Origin of the sequence: Ursidibacter arcticus, assembly GCF_009761375.1 — a bacterium.
Taxonomy (GTDB): Bacteria; Pseudomonadota; Gammaproteobacteria; order Enterobacterales; family Pasteurellaceae; genus Ursidibacter; species Ursidibacter arcticus.
Map to the genome: position 1 here is coordinate 1 of NZ_LEKM01000098.1, position 457 is coordinate 457.

The window sequence follows — 457 nt, forward strand, 5'->3', positions numbered from 1 at the left end:
CGTACTCTTGGGTACGCCTTTTGTTTTGCAAAAAATACTGAGAAGCTTACCGCTTATTTTCTCAATAGATCTCAAATCGTTTCTTTTTAGTGTTAATTTATGTTCTAATAGCGACTATAAATTCATAACATTACTCTCGTTATTCTCCATTTTCGTCAAGCAAAAACAACGCAGGAAACTCAACAAGCGGTCAGTTTTCAACTACTTTTTACAAAAACTTGGCATCCTTTTTTAACGGCGGTATTCATCGGGCTACTTGGTATTGTAGCGTGGGTGTTTAGTACTGAGACTGGACGTAATTATGGTTTTGGGGTTGCTGTACCTAGTGCAAATGTTATCCAATATATTGTAATTGGGCAGCAACGCTATTTGAATTGGGGAAGCTATTTTGTATCAGGGATATTATTAGGTTCATTTTTAACCGCTAAATTATCGGGCAGTTTCGAGTTAAGAATAC

1 protein-coding gene is annotated in these 457 nt (G+C 36.5%); it reads left to right on the plus strand.

Going from position 1 to position 457, the window contains the following annotated elements; all coding sequences use genetic code 11:
* Window positions 1-141 precede the first annotated feature (141 nt).
* A partial coding sequence (locus A1D25_RS02015) for a YeeE/YedE thiosulfate transporter family protein (RefSeq protein ID WP_240327087.1) occupies window positions 142-457 on the plus strand: 316 nt, incomplete at its 3' end.